The sequence below is a fragment of the Pseudoalteromonas sp. SG43-8 genome (assembly GCF_014164245.1).
Taxonomy (GTDB): domain Bacteria; phylum Pseudomonadota; class Gammaproteobacteria; order Enterobacterales; family Alteromonadaceae; genus Pseudoalteromonas; species Pseudoalteromonas distincta.
On sequence record NZ_JACJEX010000002.1, the window covers coordinates 183,506 to 209,391 of the forward strand.

Below are 25,886 nucleotides of genomic sequence, written 5' to 3' on the forward strand. Positions count from 1 at the left end.
AAATGAACATTACAATTAATGGCGAGCTACTTAATGTTAATAGCAAAGCGCTCGTTGAGGTACTTCAAAGTTTTGGTGCGGTTGCGCCTTTTGCTGTGGCTGTTAATGGCGAATTTATTCCACAAAGTCGGCACAGTAACTATGTACTTAATAAAGGCGACAGTGTTGAGTTGCTGTCACCCATTCAAGGCGGATAAAGCTCATGCAAACTAAAGACTGTTTAACTATTTATGGTGAGCAAGTAAATAGCCGTTTATTAATAGGCTCTGCGCTTTATCCGTCGCCCGACATTATGACCCAATCGATAGTCGCCTCTGGTGCTGAAATTGTAACCGTGTCGCTTAGGCGCCAACAAAGTGCAGCAGCCGGTGATGACTTTTGGCAGTTAATAAAAAATACAGGCTTAAAAATACTCCCTAATACTGCAGGGTGCCACAGTGTAAAAGAGGCGATTACACTTGCAAAAATGTGCCGAGAGGTATTTGCCACCGACTGGATTAAGCTGGAGCTGATTGGCGATGATTACAATTTACAGCCTGACCCTTTTGCGTTACTTGAAGCCACAAAAATATTAATTAATGATGGCTTTAAAGTATTGCCTTATTGCACCGATGACTTAGTACTTTGCCAGCGCTTAAATGAGCTAGGGTGTGAGGTGCTTATGCCGTGGGGGGCGCCAATAGGCACCGGTAAAGGCTTGTTAAATAGTTATAATTTAAAAACTATTCGAGAGCGTTTACCCGATACCACATTAATAGTAGATGCAGGTTTAGGTTTGCCATCGCATGCCTGCCAAGCACTCGAAATGGGGTATGATGCGGTATTATTAAATTCAGCCATTGCAGGGGCGGGTTGCCCAATTACTATGAGCCGCGCATTTAAAGCCGCAGTTGAAGCAGGGCGCTTTGCATATCAAGCAAAAGCAATGCCTGAAAAAGACGTTGCAGCCCCATCAACCCCAACAATGGGTATGCCATTTTGGCATCAGCAGTGAAGGAGAGAATATGAATAACGTAGTGTGGACTATTGCCGGTTCTGATTCGGGCGGCGGCGCAGGTATTCAAGCTGATATAAAAGCAATGCAAAGTTTTGGTGTACATGGCTGCACGGCAATTACGGCGCTTACTGCACAAAATAGTTTAGGCGTAGAAGCTATTAATGCGGTGTCTACCGATATTATTGAATCGCAGTTACTAGCGCTTGAAAAAGACATGAAAGCCAAAGTGATAAAAATTGGCATGCTTGCCAATGTGCAGCAAATTCAGTTGATCAGCGAACATATAAGTCACTATAAAGCTAAGTGGCCGGTGCCTCCCGTTATTGTATATGACCCTGTTGCGATTGCCTCAAGCGGTGACTTACTAACAGAAGAAGACACAGTAAGCGCAATAAAAGAATGTTTACTGCCGCTGGTGGATGTAATAACCCCAAACACCCACGAAACACAGTTATTAACCGGTGTGTATTTAATTGGCCCAGCTGCAATAAAAGAAGCGGCTAATAAGTTATTAAGCTGGGGCGCAAAAGCCGTTGTTATTAAAGGCGGACATTGGGATTACCCAAGTGGCTACTGCATTGATTATTGTATTGATAGTAATACGCAAAATGGTGAAGAATACTGGTTAGGCAATCAAAAAATACAAACCCCGCATAACCACGGCACCGGATGTAGCATGGCTTCGGTAATTGCTGCATGTTTAGCTAAAGACTATCCATTAAAAGATGCCTTTATTTTAGCTAAAGCATATATAAACCAAGGGCTAAAACAGTCGGTACGTTATGGCGAAGGGATTGGACCGGTTGCTCATACATCGTTCCCCACTAATTTAGCTGACTACCCACAAGTGATTGAGCCGGGGAGCTGGCTGGGTGATGAACTAGATTTTGATGTGCCGCTTGATTTTAATATGGCTGCTGATTTTGCACCTTGTGAAAGTAAATCGCTTGGCTTGTATGCAGTTGTAGATAGTATAGATTGGTTAGAAAAGTGCTTACAACAAGGCATTAAAACAGCGCAGTTACGCGTTAAAAATAAAACGCAAGACGAGCTTGATGGGCTCATTAAGCAAGCTGTTGAGCTGGGCAAACAATACAACGCACAGGTATTTATAAACGACTACTGGCAGTTAGCTATTAAGCACGGTGCATATGGCGTGCATTTAGGGCAAGAGGATTTAGACATTGCTAATTTAGCGGCAATTAAAGACGCAGGGTTAAGGCTTGGGCTTTCTACTCATGGTTTTTATGAAATGTTGCGTGCGCATAATTATCGCCCTAGTTATATGGCATTTGGCGCTATTTACCCAACCACAACAAAAGATATGACAGGTCAAATACAAGGCCTTGAAAAGCTGATTAAGTTTGTACCACTTATGCAAAGCTACCCAAAAGTAGCAATAGGCGGTATTGATTTAAGCCGTGCTGAGCAGGTAGCGAAAACAGGCGTGGGCAGTGTTGCCGTAGTGCGTGCGATTACCGAAGCTGATAATTACGTAGAGGCTATAAGCGCTCTGCAAGTGGCCATAAGCAGTGCCTATTAAAACTAACAAGGCTGATAAACGTGAGTGAGCTAAGCGATAAAGAAACTCTGCGTTACAGCCGCCATTTGTTGCTTGAAGAAGTTGGGCTTAAAGGGCAATTAGCACTTAAATCCTCAACGGTTGCTTTAGTGGGGGCTGGTGGGTTAGGTAGCCCAGCGCTTTTATATTTAGCTGCGGCGGGCATTGGAACGCTTATTTTAATTGATAATGATGAGGTTGAGCTTTCAAACTTACAGCGCCAAGTGCTTTATAAAATAAATCACTTAGGACAAAGCAAAGTCGCTGCAGCGGGTAAAGTATTAGCGAGTCTTAATAATCAAATAGAAATAGTAACGCATTGCCAAAAATTAGCTGAGAGTAACGCCACTAATATTCTAAAAGGTGCTGATATAGTACTTGATTGCTCTGATAACTTTAGTACTCGCTATAGTGTTAATCGTTATTGTATTAGTAATAAAATACCGTTAATTTCTGGTGCTGCACTCGCAACCAAAGGGCAGTTAATGGGCTTTGATTTTAGGCAAAGTGATAGCCCATGTTATGGCTGTGTTTTTCCACAGGGCGAAGCTACACCGGTTATAAATTGCAGTAATGCTGGGGTTATTAGCCCGTTACTTGGTGTAATAGGCTCTATGCAGGCGCAACTTACGCTTAACTTATTGCTAGGGCATGCAGAGGGAAGTGTGTTTATAACGTTTGATGCGCTTACTTTAAAGCAGCAGTACTTTAAAGTGATTAAAGATTCAGAGTGTAAAGAGTGTGGAAAATAGGTTTTGAATGGGCTTGTGCCTGTTATTACATGTGGCTTTAAGAAACTAAAATCTGCGCTTTTCGCGTGAGCAAGCTTCACGCCTACAAAAATAAAAAAACCGCGTTTAAATAACGCGGTTTTTTGATTTCTAATTAACGATTTATTTTAGTCGTTAATTTTTGCAAACGCAGTACCTAAGCGAGTAACCACTTCTGGTAGTTGGTCATCCAGTATTTCAGCTTTATCAGCACCCCATGCTAGTACCACAGTAGAGCCTAACTTAAAGCGACCCATTTCTTCACCCTTTTTAAGCGTGATGGCGTTATCGCCAGTGGTTGGGTATTTCCAACTAAATACATCGCTACCTGCTGGTGGCGTGACAGTACCTGCCCAAATAGTTTCTATGCTGGCTACAATTGTTGCGCCAACAAGTACCATAGCAAGCGGACCAATTTCAGTTTCAAAAATTGCTACTACTCGTTCATTACGCGCAAACAAGTTAGGCACGTTTTGCGCGGTAAGTGGGTTTACTGAAAATAAATCACCTGGCACGTAAATCATTTTGCTTAGTGTGCCATCAATTGGCATATGAATACGGTGATAATCTTTAGGTGCTAAATAAATAGTGGCAAACTTACCGCCTAAAAATGGTGTTGTATCATCTTGTGAGCCGCCTAGTAGCGCTTGTAAGCTGTAATCGTGACCTTTAGCTTGTATTAGCTGTCCGTCAACAATATCGCCTAGCTGGCTGATTGCGCCATCCACTGGATGAATGATGATATTGCTATCTTCTACCATTGGGCGCATGCCGTCTTTTAAAGGGCGAGTAAAAAATTCATTAAAGCTTTTATAGTGAGCCGGATCTGGGTATTGGGCTTCGCTCATATCTACTTTATATTGCTTAATAAATAGTTTAATTAAAGTCGTTGTTAAAGCGCCTGCTTTAGCTGCGGCTAATTTACCCACTACGCGTGAAATAAAATGTTTTGGCATTGCGTACTGCATTGCGATTTTAAATTTGTCTAAACTCACAGTATTTATCCTAAATTATACGCGAGGCGCACGGGCGCCTGCACGGCCATCGGCCATTGTTTCTAAAATTCGGTGGTAGCTGTCAAAGCGCAATTGAGAAATTTTGCCATCTGCTACAGCTTCTTTAACTATACAGCCCGGATCGTTTAAATGTTTACAGTCTCTAAAGCGGCACCCGCCTATAAATTCTCTAAACTCTTTAAAGCACCAGGTTACACGCTCAACATCTAAATGCCATAAACCAAACTCACGAATTCCTGGCGAGTCGATTAGGTTACCGCCACTTGGTAAATGGTGAAGGCGTGAAACAGTTGTTGTGTGCTGTCCTAAGCCGCTGTTTTCAGATACTTCTTTAGTTAATATTTCAGCGTTAGGTAATACAGTATTAACGAGGGTGGATTTACCCACACCACTTTGGCCAACAAAAATGTTATTTTTACCAACAAGTACTTCTTTTAATTCATCAATACCATTGCCCGATATATTACTAACAAGAAGTACTTGGTAATCAAGTTTACGATAGATATCGAGAACTTTTTGTATTTCGCTAAGACCTGCGTCATCAATTAAATCTATTTTATTGAGTACTAAAATTGGCTCAATACCCATATCTTCACAGGCTATTAAATAGCGGTCGATAATACTTGGGGTAAACTCAGGTAATACCGCCGATACCATGAGTATTTGATCTATGTTAGCCGCAATAACTTTTACGCCGTCGTAAAAGTCAGGGCGGGTAAGTTGCGAGCGACGCTCTTGCGTGGCTTCAATTACTCCGGCTAAATCACCTTCACTTACTTTGGCACGGCGAAACAATACCTCATCACCACACACTAAATTTGACACGGTACGTCGTATATTACAACGAAGTACATCGCCATTTTCAGTTTCGACATCGGCGTGTTGCCCAAAACGACTGATCACAATTGCGCTCTCGACCTGACCTAAATTATCGGTTTGCCACTCTTGCGCGCCTTTTTTAGCTGGTCTTGAGTCTGCGCTATTAATGCGCTTTTGGTGGTTGGCCTTGATCTGACGCGATTGGCCTTTACTTAATTTTTTCTGTTTTGCCACTGGAGGCCTATAACCTTAGTTAAATGTCGCTTTTCCTAAAAAAAGCTTTAGCTCGACGGTTGATGCTAATATGATATATCGAAATGCGTTGGATCTAAAGGAAAGCACCGCTTAGGTAATTATGACTATTAATAAATCAAATTTAATTTGGCTCGATCTTGAAATGACAGGACTCGAACCAGAGACCGATAAAATACTCGAAATTGCGACGGTTGTCACTGACGCAGACCTGAATATATTAGCTGAAGGGCCAACCATAGCTATTCATCAAAGTGATGAATTACTAAATGGTATGGACGAGTGGTGTACTACGCAGCATGGTAAGTCGGGTTTAACAGCACGCTGTAAATCAAGTACATTCAATGAAGAGTATGCCGTGGAACAAACGTTAGATTTTTTAAAACAGTGGGTGCCTGCAGGTGTATCACCAATGTGTGGTAATTCAATTGGGCAAGACCGCCGCTTTATGAATAAATACATGCGTGAACTTGAAGATTTTTTTCATTACCGCAATCTTGACGTGAGTACTATTAAAGAATTAGCACGTCGCTGGAAACCTGAAGTGCTTGCAAAAGTGAACAAAAAAGGTTCGCACCTTGCTTTGGATGACATTAAAGATTCGATTATGGAATTAAAAGTCTATAGAGAAAATTTCTTTAATTTGTAAAAAACACTTGCAAACACATCGGATTATTGTAGAATCCTGCCCCGCTCAAGACGATAACCCACGCGGGGTTAGTGTGTTTGAGTGATTGAATTACCATCAATAAATATGGTACTAGCTCAGTTGCTAGAATGTTGAACGCGACCCGTCGCGCTTAAGCATAAAATAACTGAAGAAATGAAAATGCGGTACTAGCTCAGTTGCTAGAATGTTGAACGCGACCCGTCGCGCACCAACGTAAAATAACTGAAGAAATAAAAAATGCGGTACTAGCTCAGTTGGTAGAGCGCGACCTTGCCAAGGTCGAGGTCACGAGTTCGAGCCTCGTGTACCGCTCCAATTTCTAACCAAAAGAAATTGAAGTGAATAAAAGCTAGCTCAGTTGCTAGGATGTTGAACGCAATTCATTGCGCATCAATAAAATAACTGAAAAATGCGGTACTAGCTCAGTTGGTAGAGCGCGACCTTGCCAAGGTCGAGGTCACGAGTTCGAGCCTCGTGTACCGCTCCAATTTCTAACCAAAAGAAATTGTAGTGTTGAATGAAAATGTAATGCGGTACTAGCTCAGTTGGTAGAGCGCGACCTTGCCAAGGTCGAGGTCACGAGTTCGAGCCTCGTGTACCGCTCCAATCTTTTTATATCCTTTCAAAATCCTTTGTATTAAAAATCATAAATAAAATTATAATTTAAAATCTCTCTTATCTACTTTATTCTATGTGCAATATTCAGCATTAAAGTTTTGGTTGTTAGAAATTATTACTTCGCGCGCCTAAGATTTACGTCTATAGAGTGACGTATTTTGAATCTATGAGGGTATGGCTGAAGAAAAACAGAGGTTAACATTTTAAACCGAGAAGCTTGTGTTAAAAAAGCTCCCCCTGAATAGTTGCTATAACTCGTCTAGAGCTACCAGAATCGCGATGCTCACCTAAATAAATACCTTGCCATGTACCTAACGCTAAATAACCATTTGAAATAGGAATACCTAACTCGCAGCCTAACGTACTGGTTTTTATGTGTGCAGGCATGTCGTCGTCACCTTCATAATCGTGGCGATAATAAGGTTGACGCTCAGGAACGAATTTATTGAAATGGCTCTCCATGTCCATACGAACAGTAGGGTCTGCATTTTCGTTTATTGTAAGGCTCGCTGAGGTATGCTGAATAAATAAATGTAACAAGCCAACTTTATAACTCGCCAGTTCAGGAAGCTGAGACAATATTTCGTCATCGATTATATGAAAACCTCGCGGGCGAGGCTTTAATGTAATTTGCTTTTGCTGCCAACTCATAATTTATCGAAACTAACTTCAATGTTTGCATTACCAGCATCACAGCTAAATGGCATGATGATTTTTTTACCTTGGCTTTTGTGAGTAATTGTATGATCCTTACCCGATACCACAATAGGCGTTGCCATATCAAAGTCAAAGCCTTTCTCGCCAAGTAAATTTTTAGCACCACCTGTTACCATGTTGGTTATTTCGCCAACCATATCTGTAACTTCTTCATCTATGGTATCAGGGCGTTCGCCAAGCATACGCTCCATGATGGTCAATGCTAGTTCTTCATCAAATGTAATTGAAAATGATCCTCGCGTTTGCGGGCCAACCATCCCAATCAAACCTGATACATCACCACAGGCTATCTCATCAGTTTTAATGCGAGGTTTACCTGGCTTCAATTGAGTTTGAGCCATAGTGCTCAAAACATTAATTAAAGAAGATAAAAAAGGATTGATGAATTCTACATTCATAGTGGCTACTCTTAAATTTGTTCTGTGAAATGACTATATAGTTTGAGTATAGTCACTAAGGATAACTTTGAAGGATTATGATGCTCTGCAAGATTCACATTTACCATGTGCTTCTATTGTCTGCCCTGATACAACAAAGCCACCTTCGGCAGCTAAATTATTTAGCTCATGCGAAATTACACTCGAGTGTAATTCTTTGACAAAACCACAGGTATCGCAAATTAACAATTGTACTGGGTGTATATGATCAAAATGATGACACAGCATAAATGCATTTGTGCTTTCAATTTTATGAATAAAACCTAGCTCAGCTAAAAAGTCTAATGCACGATAAATAGTTGCAGGTTTAGCACCCGTTTCAGTTATTTTTAATTGCTCAAGCAAATCGTATGCACCAACACCACCTTGTGCGCTGGCTAATAGGCGAAATACTTTCTCGCGGATAGGCGTAAAACGCGCACCACGGTTGTCACAAACTTGTTTTGCTTTACTTACGAGTGATTCTATATTCATCATTACTCTTATCCTTATGCTACCGTGATATACTAACATACTGTGTTGTAGTTGCAGCGTTTTTATTAAGCGCTTTTTACCTAGGAAACCCAGTAATGCACGAACTATTAGCTATATTTATTTTCTTTTTTGCGGTTATTGACCCCATTGGTACTGTTCCTGTATTTATTGCTGTCACACGTGGTGATGATGAGAAATTTAAACGCAAAGTTATATATAAAGCGGTAGGCGTATCTGCATTAGTGCTCTTATTTTTTGTACTTGCAGGTGAGCAATTACTTAACGCAATTGAAATTCCACTTTCGGCTTTTCAAATAGCCGGCGGTATCATATTACTTATTTTTGCGCTCTCAATGATATTTGGTGAAAGTAAACCAGAAGCCGAAATTAAAAGTGTACGCGACAGCACTGAAACCACTATTTTTCCGCTTGCGATTCCCTCTATCGCGAGCCCTGGCGCTATGTTAGGCGCCGTATTAATGACTCGTAATGAAGAATATACCTGGGTTGAGCAGTTACTAACGTCTTCGATGATGCTTGCTGTATTAGCGGTTGTACTGGTTTTGTTACTGCTTGCAACACATGTACATAAATTAATTGGTGATAGTGGTGCAAGTATAATAAGTAGAATTATGGGGCTTATTTTAAGCTCGGTTGCGGTTACCAATATTTTAAATGGCATAGCCCATTATTTTGGCTTGCAGGTTTTCTCTTAACATTGATGCTCGCTAGGCTTTTGTGTAAAATGCAGCGCCTTTTAAGCTGTGCTTAATAACTTTAATACCCTGAGGTTTGCTTTGAATAAATGTACTTTGGATAGACGCTTTTCTGTGGCCCCAATGCTTGATTGGACTGATCGCCATTGTCGTACCTTTCATCGCAAAATGACTAAACATACTGTGCTTTATACAGAAATGATAACCACAGGCGCTATTTTATTTGGTCGAGGCGATTACTTACATTTTAATGAACACGAAGGCCCCGTTGCGCTGCAACTTGGTGGCTCTGATCCTAAAGCGCTTGCGCAATGTGCGAAGCTCGCAGGTGAGCGTGGTTATGACGAAATAAATTTAAATGTAGGTTGCCCGTCAGACCGAGTTCAGAATGGTCGATTTGGCGCATGTTTAATGGCTGAACCTCAATTAGTTGCTGAGTGTGTTGCAGCAATGAAAAACGAAGTAAGCATTCCTGTTACCGTTAAAACGCGTATTGGTATTGATGAGCAAGATTCGTATGAGTTTTTATGTGCGCTTATTGAAGCGTCTCATAAAGTAGGGTGTGATGATTTTATTATTCATGCTCGTAAAGCATGGCTTAATGGTTTAAGCCCGAAAGAAAATCGTGAGGTTCCGCCACTTGATTACCCACGTGTTTATCAACTTAAAAAAGATTATCCGCAGCTAGATTTAAGCCTAAATGGCGGTGTTAAAACAATTGAGCAGAGCCTAGAACATTTGCAACATATTGATGGTGTAATGATTGGGCGTGAGGCTTATAGCAACCCATTTATGCTCAATGACGTTGATGAGAAAATTTATGGTGATGCTGCAAATACGCAGTCACGCCACGATGTAGTGCGTTCAATGTATGACTACATTGAAGAAGAAATGCGTTTGGGTGCTAATTTTTGGCATATTGCACGTCACATGCTCGGTATTTTTCAGGGGCAGCCTGGCGCGCGAGGTTTTAGACGCCACCTTTCTGAAAGTGGTCACGGTAAGCAAGCTGATTTATCGGTAATGGATAAAGCATTAAGCTTTGTACCAGAATAAAACTAAGCTTTAAAAATTCTAAATTTAAGCCACTTTCGAGTGGCTTTTTTGATCCTAAAAATTAGTCAAAATCATAATTTATTGGCCAATTACACTCTATTTTGTTCAGCTTAAAGTCACTAAAATTTAGAGTGGTTTTTATTTAATGTTATGATTTTAAATGCTTTATTTTTGTTTTGATGGACTTGGCACAACTCTTGGAATCTTCTTGTTGAAATTAATTAAAAATCAACAGGAGAATACCATGGGAATATTTAATCGCGTAAACGATGTAATTCAATCAAACATTGTCGCCATGCTTGATAAAGCAGAAGATCCAGAAAAGCTTTTAAACCTAATGCTTAGCGAGATGCAAGATGCATTGAATGAGTGTCGTAGTACAGCAGCCGCTTTATTGTGTGAAGAGAAAGTAATTAATCGCCAAATTGATACTAAAAAAACAGAATTAGCAGCTTGGCAAATTAAAGCAGCACGTGCGGTTGAGAAGGGCAGTGATGATCTTGCTAAATCAGCTTTACTTGAGAAGCAACGCGTTAACGAAAGCATTGAAAATAAGCAAACTCAACTAGAAACTTTGCAAGAGTCTATTGCAAAAATTAAGTCTGATTGTGAGCGCTTGCAGCAAAAAATGGCTATGGCTAAAACTAAGCAAGCTCAGTTAATGCAACGCCATAATGTTGCTATTGCTAGAGGGCGAATCAGTACGCAACTACAAAGCGATAAAGTAGCTCATGCGTTGTCTCGTTTTGAACAAATAGAGCAGCGTGTTGAAGGTATTGAAGCTCAAGTAGAGGCTTATGAGCTGACTGATACAGCAAGCTCTACCAGTGCCCAAATTGAGTCGTTAGTTGAAAATGAAAAAATTGATGCTGAGTTGGATCGCTTAAAAGCGAACTTAAATACTAATTTAAAACACACTGCTTAGGAGATTGCTATGAACAGCTTTAATCGTCAACGAGGTTGGTATAAAGATACTCTGAATAAAAAAATATCGGGTGTTTGTAGTGGTTTAGCCCATAGATTGGACTTTCCGGTATGGGCAACACGCGTAGTTACTATTTTGTTGTTTTTGAGTTTTCCGTTTGCAATTGCACTTGGTTATTTTATAGCGCATTGCTGCCTTGAAAATAAAGAGTATTAATACCAACAGGCATAAATATTTGAACAATTTAACGAATTAAATCACCCTATAACGTTGTTATAAATTTAGAACAGCTAAGTATAAAAATTTTTGCCTAGTTATAGCGCAATTTTCTTATCGTTAAATAGACCTCATATATAAGCCAGTTGGTATAAGGAGAATTACTATGAAAGCTTTGGCAGTATGTGTAATTATCTATTTATTACTGTTTACTGATTTAATAACGTTTGTGCAGATTGACTCTTGGCAGTTGCCGTTATGGATTGCTGATATTAGTTGGGCTGGGCTCGAGCTTGTAGGTGCTTTGGCCGCAATTATTGCTGTAGTTGCGGTAGTGGCTTTAATTACTATGGGATTAGTTGGTGCGGGTGTAGTGGCATTAGCAGGGACTGTTTTAGCGCTTTTATTCGGATCTATAATGATTGCATGGCCGTTACTATTTGTTGCAGTGTTGTGTTGGCTTGTTGCCGATAACAAAAAAGTAGCCTCTTAATCCTTAATTTGACTGACTATTATAGGTTAACTATGTTAAATTTAGCCTGTAATTTAAAGTTTTCATAAGGATAAGAATGATGACGAAACTATGTTTTTCGATGGCTTCTGCATTAATATTTAGTTTTTTTTCGTCATCGTTGGCGGCGCACTCAGGGCACGATCATGGTTCTGATGTGGCTGTGCTCGAAGTAACTAACGCGCAAGTTAGAGAGTTTTTACCTGGCAGTACTTCAACTGTCGGTTATTTAACCCTTATTAATCACAGTGGAGCCGCAGCAACTTTAACTAAGGCAACTATTGATGGCTTAGGGCGTGTTGAAATACACGAGCATTCACATGTAGACGGCATGATGAAAATGCAACAAGTTGAATCGGTTGAAATTAAGGCGCACGAAAGCGTCAGCTTTCAGCCTGGCGGTTATCATTTAATGGCATTTGAACCACAAGAGCCATTAAAAGTAGGACAAGAACGTAAACTCACACTATATTTTAGTGACGGTAATCGCTTATTTACTAATGCTCAAGTCGTGTCGCTTGAAGCGCAAGCTAAGCAGTCAAAACCATCTACTCAACACGCTCATCATTAGGAGTACACATGTCGCAACATAAAGGAAAAATAGCAGGAATAATTGTTTTACTGCTTATCATTTTTTACGCAATTGCTGTTTATTGGAGCACAGAACCTTCACGTTTTGATGTTGTTGCAAACGCGAAAGAGCAAGCGCAGCTTCGTAATGAAAAAATAGTAACGGGTTATGTAACTACTTCTACATTAATTACGGTAGCCAATACCTTACTAGATAAACCGGGTGGCTACTTATCAAATGATGTAATACCACCAAGTATTATTATGGATGATATGCCAGCGTGGGAATATGGCGCACTAGAAATGGTACGTGATTTATCGCTTTCTATGCGAAAAGATTTTAGCCGTTCTCAATCACAATCAACGGAACATGAAGCTCTTAAAAAGGCGCAGCCGCAGTTTAATATAAGCTCTGAGGCATGGGCGTGGCCAAGTGCTGAAGGTGAGTACCAAAAAGGTATTGACTACTTAATGGTATATCGTGGACAAATAGCTAATGAGCATGAGCGCGATAGCCAATTTTACGCACGAGCAGATAACTTACGTAGTTGGCTTAAAGAAGCTGAAAAACGTTTAGGTAGCCTAAGCCAGCGCTTAAGTGCCAGCGTAGGTCAGGAAAAAGTGAACACCGATTTAGCGGGTAATTCATCTAATAAACAAGCAACTCTTGCGCCACTGCAGCAGCAAGTAAGAACACCGTGGTTAGAAATTGACGATGTGTTTTACGAGTCGCGCGGTGCAACTTGGGCATTACTGCATTTTTTACAAGCGATAGAGTATGACTTTAATGACGTGCTTGAAAAGAAAAATGCACGTGTAAGCTTACAACAAATCATACGTGAACTTGAGGCCACTCAAGAAACAGTGTGGAGCCCACTTATTTTAAACGGCAATGGTTTTGGCTATGTGGCAAACCATTCTTTAGTTATGGCAAATTATATTTCTAGAGCCAATGCGGCTTTAATCGAACTCAGCGAACTACTAGCTCAAGGATAAAAAATGAAAAAGTATTGTTTAGCAGCAGCCCTTTCAATGGCATGTTTAGCACCAGCAGCGCAAGCTGACACTCTACTAGGTTTATACGTAGGTGTTGATGGGTGGAAGTCAGATAACGATGGTCAATTTTCTTATAAAAATAATGCATCTCAAGATTTTAATTTTGAAGATGAGACGTTTGTAAGTTACTACGCGGCACTTGAGCACCCTGTACCATTAGTTCCAAATATTAAATTAAAGTATACCGAGCTTGAGTTAAATGGTTCTGCGCTACTTACAGATACATTTAGCTTTAATGGCTCTGATTATGTTGTAGGCTCTACGGTAAATACGGTAAGTGATTTAACACACATCGATTACATTTTTTATTATGAGATTTTTGATAACGATTTAATCTCAATTGACTTAGGTTTAAATGCTAAGCAGTTTGATGGTGATATTATTGTAAATGGTACTACTCAAAATGGTGGTACTAACTTTACCGAAACAAAAGATTTCTCTAGTTTTGTTCCTCTTGCGTATGGTCGTGCTGAAGCAGGCTTACCTTTTACTGGCTTAAGTGTATTTTTTGAAGGTAGCTTTTTGGCTATTGACGATAGCAAAGTACAAGATTACCAAGTAGGCGTAGCGTGGGAACTTATTGATAACCTAGCAGTAGATGTTGCTGTTAAAGCAGGTTACCGCTCTATGGTATTAGAACTTGATGATGTAGATGATATTACTACTGATATTGATGCATCTGGCCCATTTGCGGGTATTCAGGTTCACTTTTAATTAGTATTTTCTAATTAAACAAAGCGTGGCATATTATTTTATTGCGTGCCACGCTAAATCAAACTCTCCCTCCAGCGCATTATTAATTAACTGCTTATAAATTTTATTTACAGGAAAATTAATGAGTTTAGATAACTCATCACCTGTTTGCGTGAATTTATAATAGCTTAATACCAAGTCACTGCTTTTTGCTTTTAACGTTACTTTTTGCGATAAAAATGAAAGGGTAAGTTCTTGTCCCGCTTTAAGCACTGCAGATTCAATTTCTTTTCTATACAGTAAATTAAGATCCATAAGTGTTAAAATATCAGGAAAACTAATACCTGTTTTTCCTAAATTTAGAGACACTTTATTGCCTTTTCGTAGCAAATCAAACAATGATGGTTTTTTGTAAAAGCCAAGTAAAATAAAGTGGCTGTCGTCTTTTTCGTTATAGCCTGAGAGCGACACACATTTTTGTAAAGAGTCAGCTTCTCGCTGTGTCATATGCTTTAACGTTTGCAGGCTTTTAATTGAAAACGTGCCAGGGTTGAGTGTTTCTCCCGTTAAAATTTTCGCCCATAAAGTTTGCATTGACGCATTTGAAGTATCTTCGCACAGTGCGATAAAATGCTCTACCCAATCAACATCAGGTTGTTTACTACTTGCTACATCGGGGCAAAACCCCATAGCCATCGCCAAAATTGACTCTATATTTTGTTGTTGTTTTATTAGAAGTAAATCTTGGCGCTTTTGGGCACGAGCTAAAACAGAGTTTTCACTGTTAATATGATAAAGCGGCTTAACTTGGCCTTTAATATCGTAACTTTGTTCAGAGGTAGGCAATACTCCGTTACTGCCAACTTTTGTTATAGGGTAACCAAGTAAGGATTCGATAATGTTAGCAAGGTTAATTCTCGCTTGTGCTGTCTTGACTGTCATGGCTGTGCATTGTCCTTTGTGAATGGCTAAGCTGAGCAACAGTTTTAAGGTTATTTAACCCCAATGAAACTGTATTACGGAGCACATATTCGCTTAAAATTGCAGTGTAACCAGATATTAAAGGAGCGGTTGTTTGTCCGTTAATCTTACATATTAAAGTGACGATACCGTTTTGCTCACTAAAATTAAAAGTCCCTCTAATAATATGCTCAGCATTTAAAAGTATATTAAAGCTGACCTTATTTTGACTCACCGAAGTTATGATCATTTCACCATACCCCCATTTTCCTTTCCAAGACTGATGAGCACCTAGGCCAGAGCTAGGTTCGCCCAAGGTAAAACGTATACTGGGGTCTACTTTTTCCCATGGAGACCATTTTTGCCATTGATTAAAGTCAGTAATAAGCGGTTTTACTGCGTCAATATTTGCATTGATTTCTATTGTTTTATTTACACTATAACTTTGAGGAAGTATTAGCCCTACCAGTACTAATACCAATAGCAATAACAGTACGCCTTTGATCAATATTTTTAATGGTTTAATAAGCACACCTTTTATTAGTTTTTTGAGTTGAAATACAACAACTTTTTATTAATCGACTATAGTATGAATTAGATTATAAACCAAAAATAATTTATAAATTGCTACCTAGGAGAGCGAATGTCGTCAGATCAAAACGATTTTTTATTTTTTGAACAAGACTATGAAGATGAAGCAGTAATTGAGCCGACTAAGTTTTGGGATATTTTAATTGTTGATGACGAACCTGAGATCCACTCTGTCACAAAGTTGGCTTTGTCTGGGGTTGAGTTTTGGGGGGCAGGCTTGCGATTTCATGATGCCTATTCGGGAGCTGAAGCAATAGAGATTTTAGCTAAAAATAACAATATTTCAGTTATTTTTTTAGATGTTGTTATGGAAACTGACGATGCTGGCTTGCATGTTGTAAAAAGGGTGCGTGACGAATTAAATAATCAACATGTAAGAATTATTTTAAGAACAGGGCAAGCTGGTAATACACCAGAGGAAAAAGTAATACGTGAGTACGACATAAATGATTATAAAACTAAAACAGAACTCACTCGCTCTAAATTAGTAACATCGCTCATAACCGCTATTCGCTCTTACGAGCAGGTATGCCAGCTTAAATATCAAAGTGATGCAATGAACACGATTGTTTCTGCATCAAAGTCTATTTTAGGGCTTACTGATATTAAGCAACTATGCAAAGAAATCATCAAGCACATGAGTATTATTTTAAAGTGTTCACCTCGAGGGCTTGTGTGCAGCAAATTAGATGGCGATGACTTTATTCAAGTCTTAGGTGGTTGTGGGCATTACGAAAACTACTTTGGTGAAAAATTAATTAATGTTGATAGCAAAGTATTTAAACAAGTCGAGTCGTGTTTTGATTTATCAAAGCATCAACATACAGACTCAAGTGCAACGTTTGTATTAAAAAGTAAGCATAGAAAAGCGGCTTTATATATAGAATGTGACCATGTTCCTTTGCAAGCACAATTGCAGTTTGCTGAAATCTTCTTAACAAATGTGAGTGTGGCCCTCGATAATATAAGGCTGTTTGTAAAGTTAAGAGATGCAGCTTATAAAGATGTGCTTACAGGTATTTCAAATCGTACCAATTTTATTGAACGGGTAGAGCGTTATCAAAAGCCGCACGTGAATGATTATGTATTTGTACTACTTGATATAGTTAATTTTGCAGATATTAATAACGGCTTAGGGCAAGAGGTCGGCAATAAAGTATTAATTGGCATTGTGCAAAGGTTAAAAGAAAACTACCCAACAGCTGAATTACTATCTCGTATTGGTGCTGATGTTTTTGGCTTTATTATTCGCCGTGATGAACTCGACTTAAAAAAATTGAATGAGCAGTTAGGTGTTCCATTTTGCGCAGAAGAGCATACATTGCCTATCGATTTTAGATTGGGTTTATGCCAACAGCAAGACTTTCAAAGTAGCGGGATTGATACACTTAAAGTTGCTTATATTGCACTTAATCAAGCTAAAAAAACAAAACACAAAGAGGGAATTTATTACAGTGTAGACATGCAAGATAAAATGGCTTGGCGCATAGGAATTATTAGACAATTACGTCATGATTTTGCTCGAAACAAGTTAGAGGTATGGTATCAACCTCAACTTTCATTAGATGACTTGTCTTTAATTGGGTGTGAGGCATTACTTAGGTGGCCTACCGGTAATGGATCATATATATCGCCAGCGGTATTTGTTCCACTTGCAGAAGATGCGGGCTTGATTGTTGATATAGGGCAGTGGGTTTTAGAGCAAGCTTGCCAACAACAAAAGCGCCTAGAAAATATGGGCACCGAAATTTGTATTGCGGTTAATGTGTCTGTTCCGCAGTTTAAAGTAAAAGGTTATGCTCAAAAAGTTAAAAATACATTATTAAAATATGGTGTTAAGCCAAAAAACATAGAGTTAGAAGTCACTGAAAGCGTAGTAATGGATGAACTCGAAACTGTTATTAATACACTTAGAGAGCTTCAAGAGTTAGGGATTGAGGTTGCTATTGATGACTTTGGGACTGGCTTTTCATCGCTTAGTTATATACAAAGTTTACCCTTGGATAGGTTGAAAATAGATCGTGCATTTATTAAGGATCTGCCAAATGATGACACTGGCGCTATTGCTGCCTTAGTTATTTCTCTTGGTGCTAAGTTGGGTTTAAAAACGATTGCTGAAGGCGTTGAAACACAAGAACAAGCTCAGTTCTTAAAAAACTTAGGCTGTGATGAGGTACAAGGTTTTATGTATGCTAAACCCATGCCTGAGCATGAATTGATAGAATTTATAAATAAACGCTAAAAAAGATTAACTTATTATTTATGCTAATGAACGATTTAGAATTTAAAGCGCGATATGCTTTGACTACTTTGTATATATAAAGAATTTAGTAGGGTATAATTCGCGCCTTTTGTTATTCTACGGCCACAATTATGAGCACACTCAAAGCTAAGCGCGCCTTATTTTCATACCCGAAATACTGGGCTGAATGTTATGGCACCGCGCCATTTTTACCAACTACACGTGAAGAAATGGATGCACTTGGCTGGGATAGCTGCGACATAATAATAATTAGTGGCGATGCGTATGTTGACCATCCTAGTTTTGGTATGGCTGTAATTGGCCGTGTACTTGAAGCGCAAGGCTTTAGAGTGGGGATTATTGCCCAACCTGCATGGGACTCTAAAGATGCATTTATGGAGCTCGGCAGACCGAATTTATTTTTTGGTGTAACAGCCGGCAACATGGATTCGATGATCAACCGCTATACAGCGGAAAAACGCATGCGCCACGATGATGCTTACACGCCTAATAACGTTGGCGGTAAGCGCCCAGATCGCGCCGTGATGATTTACTCGCAAAAATGCCGTGAAGCATACAAAGGTATCCCAATTGTTATTGGCGGTATTGAAGCCAGCCTTCGCCGTATTGCTCATTACGACTATTGGCAGGAAAAAGTACGTCGTAGTATTTTGTTTGATGCAAAAGCCGATATTTTAATTTACGGTAACGCAGAGCGCCCGCTAGTTGAAGTTGCACACCGTATTGCGGCGGGTGAAACGATGGATACGATTCAGGATATTCGCGGCACGGCTGTTATTCGAAAAGAGCCTCTACCTGGTTGGCGTGGCAGTGATTCTACCGCTATTGATAAAATTGGTAAAATAGACCCTATTCCAAACCCATATGGCGCGGATGATGTTGGCTGTAGTAAATCTGAATTTAAACAAGCGGGTATTGATTTAAAAGCAGAAGCGGCAAAACCAATCATGGTTCAGCCTGCACGTCCTAAGCCGTGGGAAAAAACCTATGTTAAGTTACCTGCTTATGAGCAAGTAAGTGTTAACAAACCTTTATACGCCCATGCCTCACGAATTTTACATCAAGAAACAAACCCTGGTTGTGCAAGAGCGCTTTACCAACGACATGGCGATCGCTCTATTTGGGTAAACCCGCCAGCATATCCATTAGAAACACATGAAATGGATGCTGTATTTGGTTTGCCGTATCAGCGTATTCCTCACCCAAGTTATGGTGATGCTAAAATACCTGCTTACGATATGATTAAAACGTCAGTTAATATTATGCGTGGCTGTTTTGGTGGCTGTTCGTTTTGCTCAATTACAGAGCATGAAGGGCGCATTATTCAAAGTCGTTCGCAAGAATCTATTATTGAAGAAATTGAACAAATTAGAGATAAAGTTCCCGGCTTTACTGGTGTTATTTCTGATTTAGGTGGCCCAACGGCGAATATGTATAAGCTGCGCTGTACGAGCAAAAAGGCCGAGAGTACCTGTAGACGCTTATCATGTGTGTATCCAGATATTTGTAAACACATGGATACAGATCATACGCCAACAATAGATTTATATAAAAAAGCACGTGAAGTTAAGGGTATTAAAAAGGTATTGATTGCTTCAGGTGTACGTTACGATTTAGCTGTACGCGACCCGCGTTACGTTAAAGAATTAGTAACGCATCATGTAGGCGGTTACTTAAAAATAGCGCCAGAGCATACAGAGGATGGTCCATTATCAAAAATGATGAAACCAGGTATGGGAGCGTACGATCAATTTAAAGAACTATTTGATAAGTACTCTAAAGAAGCCGGTAAAAAGCAGTATTTAATTCCTTACTTTATTTCTGCTCACCCAGGTACAAAAGATGAAGACATGGTAAACATGGCTTTATGGCTTAAATCAAACGACTTTAAGCTTGATCAGGTACAAAATTTTTACCCATCACCTATGGCTAATGCGACGACTATTTACCATACAGAGATGAACTCTTTACGTAATATAAAAAACAACTCAGAAGTTGTTCCAGTACCTAAAGGCGCACGCCAACGTAGATTACATAAAGCTATTTTACGCTACCACGATGCAGCTGGTTGGCCAATGATACGTGAAGCTCTACGTAAAATGGGTAAAGCTAATTTAATTGGTAAAGGGCCTAACTGTTTAGTGCCAGAAGAAGGGCGCGATGAAAAAGCAGGTAAAGGTGGTAAAAAAAGTGGGCGTCCGGCACTAACGCGACATACTGGTTTTAGCCAATTTAAAAAGGCAAACACTAAGCCAAAAGTAGGCGGTAATCGTCAAAGTACACGTTAGTAATTTTATTTGCTAATAGATAAGGCTAATTGCGGTACGCGCTTTTTCATACGCAAATTAAGTAAGCCTTGCTCTTTATTATCTATATTATTGTAGGTGATAAAGAGTGAGGTTTTAGAGCCCCTCTCTTTAGATATCCTGTGCTAAGTTTAGCTTTTTTTAAAGCATTGATGATAACCACAAACGCAATTTAAGTGACCATAACGGCTGAATGCCGGTGAGTCCTTGCGTCATTTTATTATCTTTTAAGATTATATAAGATGGCGTGACTTGTCCCTGCCAATCGGAAAATATCTCCCCCTGTTGATCGTTAACAGTACTGAAGCTGTAGCCTTGCTCATTTAAATAATCATGCAGTTCTTGATCAGAGCCTGATTTTATCGCGATGCTCACGACGGGGTATTTATTCTCGTTTGCGAGTTCGTTTATGGCAGGGGAGGTAATACTACAAATAGGACACCAAGTTCCCCAAAAATACACAAGCGTGGGTTTATCTTGGCTCATTGCTGCTAAATTAATGTTTTGCCCTTCATAGTCGATTAATTGTAGTTGAGGATTTGCTGGCATGACAGGTTGCCGCCACCAATTGACGGCGGTATATATGACGAAAAATATAGAGCTATATACCAGTACACTTTTTAATATGGATACGCTTTTTTGTTTTAGCGTTTTTTTAGGTATGTCATTTTTATGTTTGGTATCCGTTGCCATAGCTACTGATTTACCCTAAGTATTTTTGCTGTAGTTTTTTACATTTAAAGCGTTTAATTTATATCAGCAACCATGTAGCAGTACCTAAAAAGGCGAATATACCAACAATATCAGTCACTGTGGTTAGCACCACACTCCCTGCAAGAGCAGGGTCTATATTCATTCTTTTAAGAATTATTGGAATACTTGCACCAGCAACACCTGCCACCACTAAGTTCATAAACATAGCGAAGGCGAGTACGCCACCAAGCATAAAGTCCCACTGCCATAGCGCAATAACACCCGCAATTAATAGTGACCACAAAATACCGTTTAGCGCGCCAATGGCCAGTTCTTTCATCATCAAGAAACGTTGGTTTGTTTGGTTTATATGACCTACTGCAATACCACGGATAACAAGCGTTAATGATTGGCTACCAGCAACACCACCCATAGAAGGGACAATACCGTTAAGCACAGCCAAAATAGGGAGCACATCTAAAGTGCCTTCAAAAAAGCTAGCTACAAAAGCAGCTGCAAGTGCGGTTAGTAAATTAACTCCTAGCCAAACTGAGCGTTTTTTAGAGCTTTTTAGTACAGGCGCGAATGTATCCTCTTCATCATCAAGACCGGCTAGGCTTAATAGGCTATGCTCGGCATCTTCTCGGATTACATCAACGATGTCATCGATAGTAACACGACCGAGGAGTTGGTCGTTATCGTCCACCACAGGGGCCGATATCCAATTATGGCGCTCAAATAATTGCGCTACTTCACTTTCATCCATTGAGATTGGGATAGACTCACAATCTTCATCCATTAAATCGCGGACAATTTTTTCTGGCGGATTAGTTAATAATGTACTTAGCGATAAAGCGCCTATAAAGCAGTTATGTTTATCAACAACATATAAATCATCTGTACCCTCTGGTAACTCACCACGCAGTCTAATATAACGAAGTACAACATCGAGTGTTACATCAGGGCGAATGGTCACCGTATCGGTGTTCATTAGCGCACCTGCTGAACGCTCTTGATATGACAGTGCTTGCGTGGCACGTTCACGGTCTTGAATGTCCATCGCGCTAACAACGTCTTTATAGACGGTATCTGGCAGGCTACGTAATACTTCACCTAAGTCATCGTGGCCCATGTCTTCAGTTGCGGCGGCAATGTGCTTAGGTTCCATTTGGGCAATAATGCCTAAACGAACATCTTCAGATAACTCTTCAAGAACATCACCCTGCACATCAGGATCGACCAATTGCCAAAGCAGTCGGCGAATTTTATGCGGTGATGATTCTAATAATAATGCGGTATCACAAGGAGCCGTTTTTGCGAGCATGCGCCTAACTTGAACAAATTGACCACTATTGAGTGACTTCGTCACCTGTTTTAGTTGCTGTAGTGGGTAATCTTGTTCAAAAGCTTCAGGCATTGGCGTCCTTTATAAATTGTTATATTACTTTATGGGGGGAGGTGAGTTAACTGGCGTTACTAACCTATTTATTTTATATACCTGTTTTAATTGAAGCATTAGTAATGCGAATATTGTTTTTATAAAACAGGTTATTCTTGTTCATTAAAGCGTTGTGCTATTAATTCTCCAACAGCGTGTAAAGCTTGCTCAGAATCAGGGCCTTTACAAACAACTTTAACTTCTTTTCCTTGGCTACTTTCAAGTAACATTAGTGCAAGTACGCTATCGCCTGCTGCTTCTTTGTCATCTTGGAATAATGTGATTGTCGCATCAAATTGTACTGCTAATTGCGCAAGCACAGTAGCTGCTCTGGCGTGCAAGCCTAATTTGTTTTTTATTAAAAAGGTATCTTCACAATGCATAACTTACTCTACCTAAGCTGAACAGGTGATTATTCAGCTATATTATTTTTCTTGTTCGCGATGGCGAATTTTTACATTGGGATGTGTCATTGCAAAACTTTCACCGATAGTTTGCGCTAAATACACAGAACGATGTTGCCCGCCTGTACACCCAATAGCAATGGTTAAATAACTGCGGTTATTTCGTTCTAAATGCGGTAACCACGTTTGTACAAATGTTTGAATTTGCCATGTGAATTTTTGCACTATGCTGTGATTAGCTAAATAGTCTTTAACCGGTTGATCTAACCCATTTAAAGGCTTTAACTCTGGTTCCCAGTGTGGATTTGGTAAAAAGCGTGCATCAAATACGTAGTCTGCTTCTTTTGGTATACCGTGTTTAAAACCAAATGATTCAAATGTGACAATCAGTTGCTTATCTTTTTTACCTAAAATCTTTTCACGAATAGATTCAGCGAGTTGATGAACACTTAAATCAGTCGTATCTATCATAAAGTCGGCGCGAGTGGTTAATACATCAAGTAATTCTTTTTCTTTTTTGATGGCTAAATCAAGCGGCAACGAGTCTATTGATAGTGGGTGTAATCTGCGTGTTTCAGAAAAGCGTTTGATCAATGTCTGATCGTCGCTATCTAAATAAAATAACGTAGGGTTTGCAAAGCCTGGTAAGTATTCAAGAATATCGTTAAATTCATCTTGTTCTTTAGGGATGTTGCGCACATCTATGCTAACAGCAATTTTATCGTAGCTATCAGACACACTGCGAACTAATGAAGGTAGTAGGTTTACTGGAATATTATCAACGCAATAATAACCTAAATCTTCTACAACGCGCAAAGCAACCGACTTTCCAGAACCAGAACGGCCGCTTATGATAATTAACTCCATTTAACACCCTTTATAAAACTATGATTGATCGACAATAACTTGGTAAAGCTCAGTATCAGATTTTGCACTGCGTAACTGTTTACAAAAATCTTTGTTGTTTAGTTTATCAGCAATGGTTGCTAGAGTCTTTAAGTGCTGCTGGTTATCGCCATCTGGTACGATGAGTGCGACAAAAATATCAACAGGGCGATTATCGATTGCATCAAAGTTTATTGGAGTTTCGCTAACGAGCACTAAAGCCAAAGGCTCTTCTGCACCGCTCATTCTTCCATGAGGAATAGCAATGCCACGCCCTATACCTGTACTACCTAATTTCTCTCTGCTCATTAAAGCATTAAGAATATCTTGTTGCGGTAAATACGGAAGTTTGTCGTGAGCAAGTTCGCTAATGAACTCTAAAATTCTTTTTTTGCTATTAAAAAGGACCGCAGCTTTGCTGCAGTCCTGGCATATAAGTGAACTTAATTTCATCATATTAGTGTCGAGCAAGCTTCTCTTTGTGTTTGATTACTTGGCGATCGAGCTTGTCGATCAACGAGTCAATAGCGGCATACATATCTTGATGTTCTGTAGAGGCAAATAGCTCAGCACCGCTTACGTGTATTGTGGCTTCTGCTTTTTGATTTAACTTTTCTACATCGAGAATGACATGAACATTATTAATATGATCAGAGTGTCTTTCAAGCTTCGCAAATTTAGTATTAATATAGTCTCTTAGTGAATCGGTTAATTCTACGTGACGACCAGTTAAGTTTAGTTGCATAAGCATTACCCTCTTAGTTTAGCGTCTTAAATCAGGCTTTTACGCTGATTTGACGGTGGAATAGCAAGAGATTCGCGGTATTTTGCGATTGTACGTCTCGCTACTTTAATTCCTTGCTCAGCCAATATATCCGCTATTTTGCTATCACTCAATGGTTTTGCTGAGTTTTCTGCTGCGATTAATTTTCGGATAAGCGCACGTATTGCTGTAGATGAACATTCACCACCGTTTTCAGTACTTACATGGCTTGAGAAAAAATATTTAAGCTCAAATATACCACGGGGTGTATGCATGTACTTTTGAGTAGTCACGCGCGAAATTGTCGATTCGTGCATTTCTACCATTTCAGCGACATCATTTAAAACCATTGGTTTCATGGCTTCAGGGCCATGTTCAAAAAAGCCTTGTTGTTGCTTAACAATACAATTAGTAACTTTTAATAGCGTGTCGTTTCTACTTTCTAAGCTTTTAATAAACCATTTAGCTTCTTGTAAATGTGAGCGAATAAACTGGCTGTCGCCACTTGATTTTACAGTGCGAGACATTGCCGCGTATTGGCTATTAACACGAATTTTAGGCATGCTATCTGGGTTTAATTCGACAACCCAGCGGCCTTTAATTTTTTTAACTGACACATCAGGAATAACATACTCAGATTCTTCCCTTACAATAGTATCTGCAGGTTTTGGGTTGAGAGTATGTATTAGTGTCATCACTTCTTTAAGCTCTTCTTCTTTAAGCTTAGTTTTTTTCATTAATGTACGATAGTCGCGAGCTGCTAATAGATCAATATGCTCGGTTAAAATCATTTTCGTTTCATTAATGTAAGGTGTTTCTTTATCAAATTGATTAAGCTGAATACACAAACACTCTTGTAAACTACGTGCAGCAATACCCACAGGATCAAACAGTTGGATGCGTTTTAATACCGCTTCAATTTCATCAAGTTCGACTTCGTTATCATCTTCGTTTTCTTGATTAAAGCTTTCTAAAATCTCTTCGCAGCTTAATGTTAAAATACCTGAATCATCGACGGCCTCTACAATCGCAATAGCGATGGCTTCATCGGTAGGGCTAAATGGCGTTAGTTGTAATTGCCACATTAAATACTCATGGAGCGTTTCAGTAGAGGCGCCTTGGTATATTGATTCGTCTTCAGGCATTGGACCTGATGAGGCTGCAGGAGCGGCACTCATGTACTCATCCCAACTAACATCCATAGCCATGTCGTCACTTAGCGTGTCTTTTGCAAGTGCTTCACCAGTATCTTGTTCATATTCGCTCGGAGCATCATCAGCAGATGCGCTAACAGTTATGTCATCGGTATCAGCTTTTTGCTCGTTTTTACCAGCAGCGTCTTCAGAATAGTCTGCCTCTTCAACCTCTAATAGTGGATTACTGTCGAGAGCTTCTTGTATTTCTTGCTGGAGATCCAATGTACTGAGTTGCAACAAACGAATAGCTTGTTGCAGCTGTGGAGTCATTGTAAGTTGCTGGCCCATGCGCAGCTGTAGTGATTGCCTCATG

General features: G+C 39.6%; 29 protein-coding genes and 3 tRNA genes. 18 read left to right on the forward strand and 14 right to left on the reverse strand.

What is annotated here, in order from left to right; all coding sequences use genetic code 11:
• Positions 1-2: 2 nt before the first annotated feature.
• Genes thiS through H5122_RS06005 form a run of 4 tightly spaced genes read left to right on the forward strand, consistent with a single transcriptional unit; the run spans position 3 to position 3,310 of the window.
• Positions 3-197 carry a sulfur carrier protein ThiS gene (gene thiS / locus H5122_RS05990; protein ID WP_182673251.1) on the forward strand — a complete coding sequence of 65 codons (195 nt, stop codon included), beginning with the start codon at positions 3-5 and terminating at the stop codon, positions 195-197.
• A gap of 5 nt (positions 198-202) precedes the next feature.
• Positions 203-994, forward strand: a complete 792-nt coding sequence (locus H5122_RS05995; protein ID WP_138488527.1) for a thiazole synthase — start codon at positions 203-205, stop codon at positions 992-994.
• 10 nt (positions 995-1,004) lie between these two features.
• Complete coding sequence (gene thiE, locus H5122_RS06000; protein WP_182681685.1) at positions 1,005-2,540, forward strand: thiamine phosphate synthase; 1,536 nt, start codon at positions 1,005-1,007, stop codon at positions 2,538-2,540.
• A gap of 20 nt (positions 2,541-2,560) precedes the next feature.
• Positions 2,561-3,310: a HesA/MoeB/ThiF family protein gene (locus H5122_RS06005; protein WP_182681686.1), complete on the forward strand. Its 750-nt coding sequence runs from the start codon at positions 2,561-2,563 to the stop codon at positions 3,308-3,310.
• Between the two features lie 146 nt (positions 3,311-3,456).
• Here H5122_RS06005 and asd read toward each other — a convergent pair whose 3' ends face one another.
• Both asd and rsgA read right to left on the reverse strand, forming a co-directional pair.
• The gene (gene asd, locus H5122_RS06010) at positions 3,457-4,323 is read right to left on the reverse strand and encodes an archaetidylserine decarboxylase (protein WP_004336058.1); all 867 of its coding nucleotides are present in this window, start codon (positions 4,321-4,323) and stop codon (positions 3,457-3,459) included.
• Positions 4,324-4,338: 15 nt separating this feature from the next.
• Positions 4,339-5,397, reverse strand: a complete 1,059-nt coding sequence (gene rsgA, locus H5122_RS06015) for a small ribosomal subunit biogenesis GTPase RsgA (protein ID WP_004336055.1) — start codon at positions 5,395-5,397, stop codon at positions 4,339-4,341.
• A 121-nt stretch (positions 5,398-5,518) separates the two neighbouring features.
• On the opposite strand from rsgA, the gene orn reads away from it, so the two are divergent.
• The 4 genes from orn to H5122_RS06035 all read left to right on the forward strand — a co-directional run bounded on the left by orn (position 5,519) and on the right by H5122_RS06035 (position 6,691).
• The gene (orn, locus tag H5122_RS06020) at positions 5,519-6,064 is read left to right on the forward strand and encodes an oligoribonuclease (RefSeq protein ID WP_182681687.1); all 546 of its coding nucleotides are present in this window, start codon (positions 5,519-5,521) and stop codon (positions 6,062-6,064) included.
• A gap of 260 nt (positions 6,065-6,324) precedes the next feature.
• Positions 6,325-6,400, forward strand: a tRNA-Gly gene (locus tag H5122_RS06025).
• Positions 6,401-6,496: 96 nt separating this feature from the next.
• Positions 6,497-6,572: transfer RNA gene (locus H5122_RS06030), tRNA-Gly, on the forward strand.
• 43 nt (positions 6,573-6,615) lie between these two features.
• Positions 6,616-6,691: transfer RNA gene (locus H5122_RS06035), tRNA-Gly, on the forward strand.
• Between the two features lie 234 nt (positions 6,692-6,925).
• On the opposite strand, the gene H5122_RS06040 is transcribed toward H5122_RS06035, so the two are convergent.
• From H5122_RS06040 to H5122_RS06050, 3 genes are all read right to left on the reverse strand, one after another.
• The gene (locus H5122_RS06040; RefSeq protein WP_182681688.1) at positions 6,926-7,354 is read right to left on the reverse strand and encodes a secondary thiamine-phosphate synthase enzyme YjbQ; all 429 of its coding nucleotides are present in this window, start codon (positions 7,352-7,354) and stop codon (positions 6,926-6,928) included.
• Complete coding sequence (locus H5122_RS06045) at positions 7,351-7,818, reverse strand: chemotaxis protein CheX (RefSeq protein ID WP_166377060.1); 468 nt, start codon at positions 7,816-7,818, stop codon at positions 7,351-7,353. The genes H5122_RS06040 and H5122_RS06045 overlap by 4 nt, the downstream gene beginning before the upstream one ends.
• A 75-nt stretch (positions 7,819-7,893) precedes the next feature.
• On the reverse strand, positions 7,894-8,331 hold the full coding sequence (locus tag H5122_RS06050; RefSeq protein WP_002957918.1) for a transcriptional repressor: 438 nt from the start codon (positions 8,329-8,331) through the stop codon (positions 7,894-7,896).
• Between the two features lie 95 nt (positions 8,332-8,426).
• Between H5122_RS06050 and H5122_RS06055 the strand changes: the two genes are divergently transcribed.
• From H5122_RS06055 to H5122_RS06090, 8 genes are all read left to right on the forward strand, one after another.
• Complete coding sequence (locus H5122_RS06055; RefSeq protein WP_182681689.1) at positions 8,427-9,047, forward strand: MarC family protein; 621 nt, start codon at positions 8,427-8,429, stop codon at positions 9,045-9,047.
• A 123-nt stretch (positions 9,048-9,170) separates the two neighbouring features.
• Positions 9,171-10,103 (forward strand): tRNA dihydrouridine(20/20a) synthase DusA, encoded by a 933-nt coding sequence (dusA, locus tag H5122_RS06060; protein ID WP_259395756.1) that lies wholly within the window; start codon positions 9,171-9,173, stop codon positions 10,101-10,103.
• 244 nt (positions 10,104-10,347) lie between these two features.
• Positions 10,348-11,028 (forward strand): PspA/IM30 family protein, encoded by a 681-nt coding sequence (locus H5122_RS06065; protein ID WP_182681691.1) that lies wholly within the window; start codon positions 10,348-10,350, stop codon positions 11,026-11,028.
• Between the two features lie 9 nt (positions 11,029-11,037).
• The gene (locus H5122_RS06070; protein WP_008172691.1) at positions 11,038-11,244 is read left to right on the forward strand and encodes a PspC domain-containing protein; all 207 of its coding nucleotides are present in this window, start codon (positions 11,038-11,040) and stop codon (positions 11,242-11,244) included.
• 166 nt (positions 11,245-11,410) lie between these two features.
• Positions 11,411-11,737 carry a hypothetical protein gene (locus H5122_RS06075; RefSeq protein ID WP_002957925.1) on the forward strand — a complete coding sequence of 109 codons (327 nt, stop codon included), beginning with the start codon at positions 11,411-11,413 and terminating at the stop codon, positions 11,735-11,737.
• 79 nt (positions 11,738-11,816) lie between these two features.
• Positions 11,817-12,326 (forward strand): copper chaperone PCu(A)C, encoded by a 510-nt coding sequence (locus H5122_RS06080; RefSeq protein WP_024595803.1) that lies wholly within the window; start codon positions 11,817-11,819, stop codon positions 12,324-12,326.
• A gap of 8 nt (positions 12,327-12,334) precedes the next feature.
• Positions 12,335-13,321, forward strand: a complete 987-nt coding sequence (locus tag H5122_RS06085) for a DUF2333 family protein (protein WP_024603343.1) — start codon at positions 12,335-12,337, stop codon at positions 13,319-13,321.
• Positions 13,322-13,324: 3 nt separating this feature from the next.
• Positions 13,325-14,095 carry a TIGR04219 family outer membrane beta-barrel protein gene (locus H5122_RS06090; RefSeq protein WP_182681692.1) on the forward strand — a complete coding sequence of 257 codons (771 nt, stop codon included), beginning with the start codon at positions 13,325-13,327 and terminating at the stop codon, positions 14,093-14,095.
• A 33-nt stretch (positions 14,096-14,128) separates the two neighbouring features.
• On the opposite strand, the gene H5122_RS06095 is transcribed toward H5122_RS06090, so the two are convergent.
• Both H5122_RS06095 and H5122_RS06100 read right to left on the reverse strand, forming a co-directional pair.
• Positions 14,129-15,016 carry a TIGR03899 family protein gene (locus H5122_RS06095; protein WP_182681693.1) on the reverse strand — a complete coding sequence of 296 codons (888 nt, stop codon included), beginning with the start codon at positions 15,014-15,016 and terminating at the stop codon, positions 14,129-14,131.
• Entirely contained in the window at positions 14,985-15,566 is a 582-nt protein-coding gene (locus tag H5122_RS06100; protein WP_182670949.1) for an SRPBCC family protein, read from the reverse strand. The genes H5122_RS06095 and H5122_RS06100 overlap by 32 nt, the downstream gene beginning before the upstream one ends.
• Positions 15,567-15,677: 111 nt before the next feature.
• Between H5122_RS06100 and H5122_RS06105 the strand changes: the two genes are divergently transcribed.
• Together H5122_RS06105 and H5122_RS06110 are read left to right on the forward strand one after the other, a co-directional pair.
• Positions 15,678-17,867 (forward strand): EAL domain-containing protein, encoded by a 2,190-nt coding sequence (locus H5122_RS06105; protein ID WP_182681694.1) that lies wholly within the window; start codon positions 15,678-15,680, stop codon positions 17,865-17,867.
• A gap of 131 nt (positions 17,868-17,998) precedes the next feature.
• On the forward strand, positions 17,999-20,176 hold the full coding sequence (locus H5122_RS06110; protein WP_149602129.1) for a YgiQ family radical SAM protein: 2,178 nt from the start codon (positions 17,999-18,001) through the stop codon (positions 20,174-20,176).
• A gap of 159 nt (positions 20,177-20,335) precedes the next feature.
• Here H5122_RS06110 and H5122_RS06115 read toward each other — a convergent pair whose 3' ends face one another.
• From H5122_RS06115 to H5122_RS06145, 7 genes are all read right to left on the reverse strand, one after another.
• Positions 20,336-20,743: a protein disulfide oxidoreductase gene (locus H5122_RS06115; RefSeq protein WP_259395750.1), complete on the reverse strand. Its 408-nt coding sequence runs from the start codon at positions 20,741-20,743 to the stop codon at positions 20,336-20,338.
• Between the two features lie 202 nt (positions 20,744-20,945).
• Positions 20,946-22,304, reverse strand: a complete 1,359-nt coding sequence (gene mgtE, locus H5122_RS06120) for a magnesium transporter (protein ID WP_002957935.1) — start codon at positions 22,302-22,304, stop codon at positions 20,946-20,948.
• A 131-nt stretch (positions 22,305-22,435) separates the two neighbouring features.
• On the reverse strand, positions 22,436-22,708 hold the full coding sequence (locus H5122_RS06125) for an HPr family phosphocarrier protein (protein WP_002957937.1): 273 nt from the start codon (positions 22,706-22,708) through the stop codon (positions 22,436-22,438).
• A gap of 42 nt (positions 22,709-22,750) precedes the next feature.
• Entirely contained in the window at positions 22,751-23,596 is an 846-nt protein-coding gene (gene rapZ / locus H5122_RS06130) for an RNase adapter RapZ (protein ID WP_002957938.1), read from the reverse strand.
• Positions 23,597-23,614: 18 nt separating this feature from the next.
• Positions 23,615-24,067 (reverse strand): PTS IIA-like nitrogen regulatory protein PtsN, encoded by a 453-nt coding sequence (gene ptsN / locus H5122_RS06135; protein WP_024595797.1) that lies wholly within the window; start codon positions 24,065-24,067, stop codon positions 23,615-23,617.
• Positions 24,068-24,071: 4 nt separating this feature from the next.
• Positions 24,072-24,359: a ribosome hibernation promoting factor gene (gene hpf / locus H5122_RS06140; protein WP_007580301.1), complete on the reverse strand. Its 288-nt coding sequence runs from the start codon at positions 24,357-24,359 to the stop codon at positions 24,072-24,074.
• Positions 24,360-24,385: 26 nt separating this feature from the next.
• A complete protein-coding gene (locus tag H5122_RS06145; RefSeq protein WP_002957941.1) occupies positions 24,386-25,885 on the reverse strand; it encodes an RNA polymerase factor sigma-54 in 1,500 nt (499 codons plus the stop codon).
• Between the last annotated feature and the right edge of the window lies 1 nt (position 25,886).

Excerpts from the sequence above, each read along its gene's own strand:
- H5122_RS06085 (WP_024603343.1), top strand. The coding sequence starts at position 12,335 with ATGTCGCAACATAAAGGAAAAATAGCAGGAATAATTGTTTTACTGCTT.
- dusA (WP_259395756.1), top strand. The coding sequence starts at position 9,171 with ATGCTTGATTGGACTGATCGCCATTGTCGTACCTTTCATCGCAAAATG.
- orn (WP_182681687.1), top strand. The coding sequence starts at position 5,519 with ATGACTATTAATAAATCAAATTTAATTTGGCTCGATCTTGAAATGACA.
- mgtE (WP_002957935.1), bottom strand. The coding sequence starts at position 22,304 with ATGCCTGAAGCTTTTGAACAAGATTACCCACTACAGCAACTAAAACAG.
- H5122_RS06145 (WP_002957941.1), bottom strand. The coding sequence starts at position 25,885 with ATGAGGCAATCACTACAGCTGCGCATGGGCCAGCAACTTACAATGACT.
- H5122_RS06115 (WP_259395750.1), bottom strand. The coding sequence starts at position 20,743 with ATGCCAGCAAATCCTCAACTACAATTAATCGACTATGAAGGGCAAAAC.
- H5122_RS05995 (WP_138488527.1), top strand. The coding sequence starts at position 203 with ATGCAAACTAAAGACTGTTTAACTATTTATGGTGAGCAAGTAAATAGC.
- H5122_RS06125 (WP_002957937.1), bottom strand. The coding sequence starts at position 22,708 with ATGCATTGTGAAGATACCTTTTTAATAAAAAACAAATTAGGCTTGCAC.
- H5122_RS06095 (WP_182681693.1), bottom strand. The coding sequence starts at position 15,016 with ATGACAGTCAAGACAGCACAAGCGAGAATTAACCTTGCTAACATTATC.
- ptsN (WP_024595797.1), bottom strand. The coding sequence starts at position 24,067 with ATGAAATTAAGTTCACTTATATGCCAGGACTGCAGCAAAGCTGCGGTC.
- H5122_RS06080 (WP_024595803.1), top strand. The coding sequence starts at position 11,817 with ATGACGAAACTATGTTTTTCGATGGCTTCTGCATTAATATTTAGTTTT.
- H5122_RS06065 (WP_182681691.1), top strand. The coding sequence starts at position 10,348 with ATGGGAATATTTAATCGCGTAAACGATGTAATTCAATCAAACATTGTC.
- H5122_RS06070 (WP_008172691.1), top strand. The coding sequence starts at position 11,038 with ATGAACAGCTTTAATCGTCAACGAGGTTGGTATAAAGATACTCTGAAT.
- H5122_RS06050 (WP_002957918.1), bottom strand. The coding sequence starts at position 8,331 with ATGAATATAGAATCACTCGTAAGTAAAGCAAAACAAGTTTGTGACAAC.
- H5122_RS06090 (WP_182681692.1), top strand. The coding sequence starts at position 13,325 with ATGAAAAAGTATTGTTTAGCAGCAGCCCTTTCAATGGCATGTTTAGCA.
- rapZ (WP_002957938.1), bottom strand. The coding sequence starts at position 23,596 with ATGGAGTTAATTATCATAAGCGGCCGTTCTGGTTCTGGAAAGTCGGTT.
- H5122_RS06105 (WP_182681694.1), top strand. The coding sequence starts at position 15,678 with ATGTCGTCAGATCAAAACGATTTTTTATTTTTTGAACAAGACTATGAA.
- H5122_RS06040 (WP_182681688.1), bottom strand. The coding sequence starts at position 7,354 with ATGAGTTGGCAGCAAAAGCAAATTACATTAAAGCCTCGCCCGCGAGGT.
- H5122_RS06075 (WP_002957925.1), top strand. The coding sequence starts at position 11,411 with ATGAAAGCTTTGGCAGTATGTGTAATTATCTATTTATTACTGTTTACT.
- H5122_RS06045 (WP_166377060.1), bottom strand. The coding sequence starts at position 7,818 with ATGAATGTAGAATTCATCAATCCTTTTTTATCTTCTTTAATTAATGTT.
- H5122_RS06055 (WP_182681689.1), top strand. The coding sequence starts at position 8,427 with ATGCACGAACTATTAGCTATATTTATTTTCTTTTTTGCGGTTATTGAC.
- thiE (WP_182681685.1), top strand. The coding sequence starts at position 1,005 with ATGAATAACGTAGTGTGGACTATTGCCGGTTCTGATTCGGGCGGCGGC.
- thiS (WP_182673251.1), top strand. The coding sequence starts at position 3 with ATGAACATTACAATTAATGGCGAGCTACTTAATGTTAATAGCAAAGCG.
- hpf (WP_007580301.1), bottom strand. The coding sequence starts at position 24,359 with ATGCAACTAAACTTAACTGGTCGTCACGTAGAATTAACCGATTCACTA.
- H5122_RS06110 (WP_149602129.1), top strand. The coding sequence starts at position 17,999 with ATGAGCACACTCAAAGCTAAGCGCGCCTTATTTTCATACCCGAAATAC.